Annotated in this window: 7 protein-coding genes; 5 read left to right on the plus strand and 2 right to left on the minus strand. The window is 42.3% G+C overall.

Annotation, left to right across the window (positions count from 1 at the left end):
* The first annotated feature begins 420 nt into the window (after window positions 1–420).
* Window positions 421–1,929 (plus strand): PAS domain-containing sensor histidine kinase, encoded by a 1,509-nt coding sequence (locus AAE02nite_RS13125; RefSeq protein ID WP_146898198.1) that lies wholly within the window; start codon window positions 421–423, stop codon window positions 1,927–1,929.
* 11 nt (window positions 1,930–1,940) lie between these two features.
* Window positions 1,941–2,324 carry a response regulator gene (locus AAE02nite_RS13130; RefSeq protein ID WP_146898199.1) on the plus strand — a complete coding sequence of 128 codons (384 nt, stop codon included), beginning with the start codon at window positions 1,941–1,943 and terminating at the stop codon, window positions 2,322–2,324.
* A gap of 34 nt (window positions 2,325–2,358) precedes the next feature.
* On the opposite strand, the gene AAE02nite_RS13135 is transcribed toward AAE02nite_RS13130, so the two are convergent.
* Window positions 2,359–2,550 (minus strand): outer membrane beta-barrel protein, encoded by a 192-nt coding sequence (locus AAE02nite_RS13135; protein WP_170252598.1) that lies wholly within the window; start codon window positions 2,548–2,550, stop codon window positions 2,359–2,361.
* 300 nt (window positions 2,551–2,850) lie between these two features.
* Here AAE02nite_RS13135 and AAE02nite_RS26845 point away from each other — a divergent pair, with 300 nt between their 5' ends.
* Window positions 2,851–5,208 carry a TonB-dependent receptor gene (locus AAE02nite_RS26845; protein WP_146898201.1) on the plus strand — a complete coding sequence of 786 codons (2,358 nt, stop codon included), beginning with the start codon at window positions 2,851–2,853 and terminating at the stop codon, window positions 5,206–5,208.
* 111 nt (window positions 5,209–5,319) lie between these two features.
* On the plus strand, window positions 5,320–5,643 hold the full coding sequence (locus AAE02nite_RS13145; protein ID WP_146898202.1) for a DUF6686 family protein: 324 nt from the start codon (window positions 5,320–5,322) through the stop codon (window positions 5,641–5,643).
* A 194-nt stretch (window positions 5,644–5,837) separates the two neighbouring features.
* Here the strand turns inward: AAE02nite_RS13145 and AAE02nite_RS13150 are convergent, their stop codons facing one another.
* Window positions 5,838–6,746 (minus strand): aldo/keto reductase, encoded by a 909-nt coding sequence (locus AAE02nite_RS13150; RefSeq protein ID WP_146898203.1) that lies wholly within the window; start codon window positions 6,744–6,746, stop codon window positions 5,838–5,840.
* A 267-nt stretch (window positions 6,747–7,013) separates the two neighbouring features.
* Between AAE02nite_RS13150 and AAE02nite_RS13155 the strand changes: the two genes are divergently transcribed.
* Window positions 7,014–7,280 carry a TFIIB-type zinc ribbon-containing protein gene (locus tag AAE02nite_RS13155; RefSeq protein ID WP_146898204.1) on the plus strand — a complete coding sequence of 89 codons (267 nt, stop codon included), beginning with the start codon at window positions 7,014–7,016 and terminating at the stop codon, window positions 7,278–7,280.
* The last annotated feature ends 328 nt before the right edge of the window (window positions 7,281–7,608 follow it).

Here is a 7,608-nt window from a genome sequence, read left to right on the forward strand (position 1 = left end):
CGACACCTACCTGTCCTAATTTTAAGTTATCCGGCTACTTAAAGCAGCTGTTTTCTTTTATATACTAATTTTTAGGATATTATCATATAATTTTACCGCTGAAAAAAAGCAACCGGTGTCAGCATATTAGTTCTTTTTGCACTGTAAGATAGATTAGGTTTAAGCAGTAGTTTAGCCTAAGAGGTGTTTGGCACAGCTATAAGCTTCTTCTGGGTTAAGGTTCTATGAATTAGTACCGCGCAAATAATCTAATTTTCTGTTCGCCAAAAAGTAAGCATAAGGCCTAAAGGTGTCTGAACAAACCGGTTTTGCTTTGGCTTTTTAGCTTGTTTTTTATAATTCCGGAATTCGGCTAGCGTTAAGGTATAGGTTATCATCTTTAATTTAGCAAAAGCTTAGTTCGCATTTAAAAGAAGATTAATGTTAAGCATAAATGTAATTAGTGCTGCTTTTGCCCATTCTGCTACGCCGCATCTAATCTTATCTGCGAGTACCCCTTACCCAATAATTGCTGCCAATACGGCGACTGGTAACTGGTGTAATGCGAAGTCGGAAGAATTATTACACCAAAGTGTATCGGCCGGCTTCTGCAAAATCACCGAACTTACCGGCCTGGCTGAAGCAAAATTATTACAGTTATTTGACCAGGTAATAAGCACCCAGTCGGCAATCGTCCTAAAAGCAGAACCGCCCCTTTTACCTGAAAATAACAAGCCCAGCAATCCGGAAAACTGTTTTTTAGAAATATACCCGATAGTAGAGAATAACCAGGTGGTTTACCTGGTGCTTAAGTTGTTGGGGTGGGCCGGTAAGCCAGAAAGTGCCAGTATCGCTCCACCCGGAACCCAGCAATTATTACCTCTAATATTTGATAGTTTAGCCAATGTTATTTTTGTGCTGGAGGTAGAAGCGCCCGATTTGTATAAGTTTTCGTTTGCGAACCGGGCTTTCGAGGTAACCACCGGTTTGCCCGTAAATAAGGTCATTGGCAGTTATGTTCAGGAAATTATACCGGAGCCCTCTTTAAGCCTGGTGTTAGAAAAATACCGGGAAGCCATTCTGGAGCGGAAGCAGGTGAGCTGGCAGGAAGTATCGGATTACCCGGCCGGCCAGAAAACCGGGGAAGTACTCGTAGAACCGGTTTTTGATGCACAGGGCAACTGCTTGCGGTTAGTGGGAATGGTACACGACATTACCGAACGAAAAGAAGCGGAAATGAAGCAGGAACGCTTAACCCAGGATTTGTACCGGCATAACCGTGACTTACAGCAGTTTACCTATATTGTATCGCATAACCTGCGCGCACCTTTAGCCAATGCCCTCGGTCTGGTTAAACATTTGCCTGCGATAGATACCAATACGGCCCTTTATCAGCAATACCTTACGCATCTGAAAACCAGTATTCAAAAGCTGGATACCATTCTAAAAGATGTAACCCTCATTTTATCTATCCGGGATCGGCAACACTTGGGTTGCACGGAAGAAATTGCGTTGGCGGAGGTGTGCCACCAGGCCGGGCAGGATCTGGCTCCGGCACTTGCCGCTTGTGACGGCCACCTGAATATTACTATTGATCCTGATTTCACAGTAAAAGGCATTCGGGCTTATTGGTACAGCATTTTTCAAAATTTAATTAGTAATGCCATCAAGTACCGTTTTGCTGACCGCCTGCTCCAGATAACTGTTACCGCTTCTGTTGAAACAGCAGAGAAAAAGGTAATTTTGTTTTCTGATAATGGCTCTGGATTTGACCTGAAAAAAAATAAAAACGAAGTATTTAAACTATACAAACGTTTTCATGATACCGATAATATAGAAGGGCGGGGTATTGGTTTATTCTTAGTTAAAACCCACGTTGAAGCCATGGGTGGCCAGATTGGTGTAAAAAGCGAGCTTAATGTTGGAACAACGTTTACTATTTATTTTTAAACCCGCCCTTCATGAAGATATTTATTATTGATGACGATGAAATAAGTATTTTTTTTACCGAAAGATCTTTACAAATGGGTGGGTTTGAAGCGCAGATTCAAACCTTTTTATCGGCCCAAGAGGCATTAAACAAGCTGCGCAATACCCATTTGAAAGATTTACCGGATATTATTTTTTTAGACCTGAACATGCCCCACGTAAATGGTTGGGAGTTTCTGGAGTCCTTTAAGCAATTATCCCAGGAAAAGGCACTGGAAAAATGTTTAATCTATATTTTAACCTCCTCGCTGGACATATCTGATATTGACAAAGCATATGGGAATCAGTTAGTAAAAGGCTATATTCATAAACCTATAAGCCTGGAAGATATTCAGGCGATTATTCATTTGAACTAAATTCCTTTTAGTTGTAGAGGCCCAAATTATTAATTCAAACGCCCATCAGGTTACTCTGTATTTGCCACCAGGGTGTAGGATTGAATGGGGCAGAAAAATTAAGCGAATAATTCCGGGAATTTATCAGGTTCTCGGCGCGGGCATATTGCTTGTTGGTGGCAGGGTCGAGGTGGACTTGCCACCCTACAATGGGAGTTTTCTCGTAACTGTAACCCGGGTTCAGCAAAAAGCGAACTATTAAACTTTCACAAGTATATTATGGGAAAACTTTGTTAAAATTTAAATAATATAGATTGTTAAATCTTAGATCGGATTAAATCTGTTTTACACAGCACAAAAATGGTGTATTCGGATGGTTTAGGTTAAATAATTGTTACTACTATCATAATAGGTATCGATAATATTTAAATTACTATAATGATTAACTCTTGAATTAAGAGACTTCAAATACATTTAAATTATTATTTGGAATAATTCTAAACAAGCATTAACATTGCTGCAATTTAGAACTAGTCCAAATAATATTATGAAAAAACTTTTACTGCTTCTCTGCTCTTTTTTTCTCTTGCAGCATACTTATTCGCAGATCAACTCTGCAAAAATTGTGGGCACAGTAACTGATTCTGTTGGTTCTCCAATAACTTATGCTACGATTATTTTAAAAAATTCAAATAAAGGTACCACCACAGATAGTAAAGGGAATTATACAGTTTCTAATTTACCGGCCGGCTCTTTTACCGTCCTGATTTCGGCGGTAGGATATCATACCCAAAGCCAGGTAGTAGAATTAGCGGACAAAGAGATAAAGGAATTATCGGTGTCTTTAAAAATGCTGCCGCGTTTATTAAACGAAGTAGTGGTAACCTCCCGTCGCCGCGATGAGCGTAAAGAAAATTTAACCTCTTCTATTTCTGTGGTGAGCCCTCAAACCATCCAGCAATTGCAAACTGTAAGTAATAACGCCGCCGATATTCTGGCGGTAGCAGTACCTGGGCTAGGCGTATCTTCCGGTACCAGCAGCAACTGGGGACAATCTTTAAGGGGCCGGCAAGTACTGGTATTGGTAGATGGGGTGCCACAATCAACGCCGCTGCGCAATGGTTCCATGGATATTCGGGTAATCGACCCTTATGCCATTGAGCGGATTGAAGTTATTAAAGGCGCTACGTCTATTTATGGTAACGGAGCTGCGGGCGGCATTATCAACTACATTACGAAATCCAACACGGGTGTTAAAAAGTTCTCCTCTAAAACCGAGCTGGCTACTACGGGTTCTATCGTGCACTCCGAAGGTAGCCTGGGAGCCCGGGCCTATCAGTCTTTTTACGGACGAGCCGGCAAGTTCGATTATACCGTAAGTGGCAGTTTTGAGCAAACCGGGCAAATGAAAGATGCGCAAGGCGATATTATTGGACCTATTTACAGTTTAAGCAATAATGAAATCTACAATGGCTTTGCCAAGGCCGGTTACAACTTTTCGGATAAGCAAAGGCTGCAATTCAGTTATAACTATTTCGGCAGCCAGGAGCAGGGTGATTTAAAGGAAGTATTGGGAAGCATCCGGGAAGGACGTAAAACTACTTCGGTGCCCGGATACGTTACCGGTTCCTCACCGGGTACCCGCTGGAACCATACCGGCTTGTTAAAATATTCGCATGATAACCTGTTCGCCAACCACAGCCTGAATGTAAGTGCTTATTTACAAGACATTAGCACTGTTTTTTTTTACAGCAATCAATTCGAAGGCGGCGGACAATCTACCATTCAATCGGTTAAGCGCGGACTGCGCCTGGATTTGAGTGCGCCGTTTGCGCTGGGTAACCGCATCAGCGGCAACCTGGCTTACGGAGTAGATTTACTTAAAGACGCTACGTCTCAGCCCTTGCTGGACGGCCGTACCTGGGTACCCGAAATGAACCTAGGCAGTACCGCACCTTTTTTGCAAGTTCAGTCTACTTTGTTCAATAACCTGGTTTATAATGGCGGAGTAAGGTTCGAGAGCATGGATATTGCGGTGGCGGATTATACTACTTTAAAACCTTATAATGCCCAAACCAGAACGTTTGGCACCAGCATTAACGTGAAAGGTGGAAACATCGGCTACAATAACCTGGTATTTAACAGCGGCCTGAAATATAACCGGTTTAATTTATTTAAGCCCTACGTTAATTTCTCACAAGGATTTTCCGTGGCTGATTTAGGTTTGGTGTTGCGGGCCGCCCGGGTTACCGATATTGCCAACATTCAAACCGAAGCTGTTATTGTAAATAACTATGAAGTCGGTTTTGCCAGTGAGCATAATATTTTCCGCTTCGAGGCGGCAGCATATATGAGTAAATCTAAACTGGGGTCCAGTTTCCAGGAAATAAATGGCTTTTATACAACCGTTCGTTCTCCGGAAAAAGTGCACGGTTTTGAATTGGCCGCCGATGCTTATGCCACCAATAATTTAACGGTAGGCGCAACCTATACCTACGTAGAAGGAAAGCGCGATAGCAACAATAACGGTAAGTTTGAAGATGCCGCAGATACTTATTTAGGTGGAGAGCGCATTTCGCCGCCCAAATATACCGCCTACGTTAAATACACACCGCTGCAACATTTAAACTTCCGGCTCGATTACATTGGCTCGGGCGCCCGGGACCGGTTCCAGAAAGGGGAGAATGGCTTATATAAAACTTACGAAGGTAAAGTAACGCCTTACAGCATCATTAATTTAGCCTCATCATACCGGATGTCGCCTTCTACTACTATAAAAGTAGGCATAGAAAACCTGCTGAATGCCGATTATTTTCCTACCCGGGCCCAATGGCTTATGTTCGACCAGTATTACATTAAAGGTAAAGGCACCAGCTTCACCCTAGGCTTAACGGTAGATATATAAGAACTTAACCAAGTGCAGGCTGCTAGCCATCATTAACGCCTTAGGTTCCTGATTATCCTGATTAAAAAGTTACTGAGTAAATGCAAGTAATTAAATTTATTGGCAACAATTATGTGTGAAGTGAAACGCTTATACCAAAATAATTTCGGGGAAATTTCGCAATGTGGTTGTTCGGCCCGGATTCAGCTTAACTTTGGCAATTTTGTTTTAGGATTATCGGAAACAGAGCTGGAGGTACTACAAGGGTACAGCCCGCCTTTGTACGAACAGGAGAAGGAGGCAGGGCGACCCACCAACGAAAGAAATATATATTTATCACCTTCGGTGTATCACCTTATGTTGGCGTTTAGCCTGGAAGAATTGGCCGGCTTAATGGATTTAATCAACCAGGCATCTATTGTGCTGCAAATACAGAAAATACTAAAGGAGAACTAAGGAAAAAACAAGTTTAAGTCACCTTACAGGCCTTTTTAACCGGTGAGATTTGCCTCAATAATCAATAACAGGCGCTTGCGACATTAGATATAAACCCTTACCAGCTTGAAGCAGAATCAGCTTTATTAGAATAAAAGCGAGGAAAGTAGATTTTGTAGTTAATATTTATCCGGCCGAAGCAGGTTTCCGCTACTTTACCGGTGCTGTTCATAAATATTGGGCGGAAGTACCTGCGATAAGGTAAATATTTCCTCGTTGGGTAAAGGGGGCGTATTTAAAATTTGGACGGCTTCCTGTAATTGGCCTTCGGTGCGGATGCCCAATACGGCAGCGGTAACGGCCGGATTTTGCAAAACATATTTTACGGCTACGGCCGCTGCGCCGCCATTTTTCGGGGCCAGAGATTTAACGGCTGCAGCCGCTTGCGCCACTTCCGCAGGGCTATAGTTTAAGTAAGTTTTAGGTGCTTTGCCGGCCAGCAAGCCCTGGGCCAGGCTGCCCCGGGCCAATACACTTATTTGGTTTTCCTTTAATAAATTTAAGCAAGTTTCTTCGGGTCGTCTATCCAGCAAACTGTATTGCATCATTACACTCTGAATGTGGGAGCGTTTTATATATTCGCGGATTACGTTGGGCCGGATAGAAGAAATACCGTAGGCCCGGATTTTACCTTGTTGTTTGAGCAGTTCAAAAGCTTCAATGGTTTCGTCTATGGGGTCGTCGAGGGTGCCCCCGTGTAATTGGTACAAGTCCAGGTAATCGGTCTGGAGTCTTTGCAGGCTTTTTTCTACCGCTTGTAAAATATAGGCTTTGGAGGGGTTCCAATCCCAGCCGCTGCCATCGGGCCGCCATTGGTTACCTACCTTGGTGGCGATAACCACCTGCTGGCGGATTTCTTTTAAAGCCTTACCCACCGATTTCTCATTCTCACCTTTTTGGTACAAATCGGCGGTATCAAAAAAGTTAATGCCTTGGTCGATGGCCTGCCGTAGCAAATAATGGTTCTGCTTCTGGTCTTCGCCCAACGACATGCACCCAAAACTTACCTCACTCACAACTACATCCGATTTTCCTAAATTTCTGTACCGAAGGGCATTCTTCATTATTCTTACCTTTTTAAACTTTCATTAAAGGACAATATTTTAAGCATTATCATACGTGCACCAGGCAATTTGGTAGCTGATAATGTTTATTCCAGCCAGGAAGATTACGGTTTTATTTCTGGGTCATAGTAGCAGTTCCATAATAAAAAAGTATTAGGCGAGTTCTTAAGGAAGGGTATTAACCCGCTTGTTAATAAATCCGGAGACTGTATGTTTTCGATTTTTCCGGATTGGATTTAAAAATAACCAAAACTATAATTACTGCCTATGAAATGCCCAGTCTGTAATGAAACCTTGCTGATGACCGATAAACAAGGCGTGGAAATTGATTATTGCCCTAAATGCCGGGGTGTTTGGCTGGATAGAGGTGAACTGGAAAAAATACTGGAGCGCTCCGGAACCCACTATGCCAGCAAGAAAAACTACGAGAAAGATTATAAAAAATATGGTTACGACCAATACGATAGTTCGTCCTCGCACCACCCGCACAAAAAGAAGAAGTCCTTCTTAGATGACTTTTTTGATTTCGGATAATCTTTAAGGTACCACAGGGAGAGCCGCCAACCCGCGGCTCTTTTTATTTCAGATGCAGTGTACAAATTTTTAGGCCGGAAAATATTAGTTAAATACTTAATTTCTGATTTGAGTTAAAGAAAGCAGGGTTGCTCCTTTATAGTGACCGGTAGAAATAATTTTTATTATTGTAGAAGCTGTTTTAGCTTTGTAAAACCCTTGAAAGTAAAACAAAACAGCTTCAATTAGCGCTGCGGGCGCTATAAAATTTAGGTGGTTTCTTTTGCTTACATAACCGTACAAACCATAACTTTTGAAGCGTGTTAACGGTTTTACTTTTCAGGCTAGT

It is taken from the genome of Adhaeribacter aerolatus (assembly GCF_007991635.1).
Taxonomy (GTDB): Bacteria; Bacteroidota; Bacteroidia; order Cytophagales; family Hymenobacteraceae; genus Adhaeribacter; species Adhaeribacter aerolatus.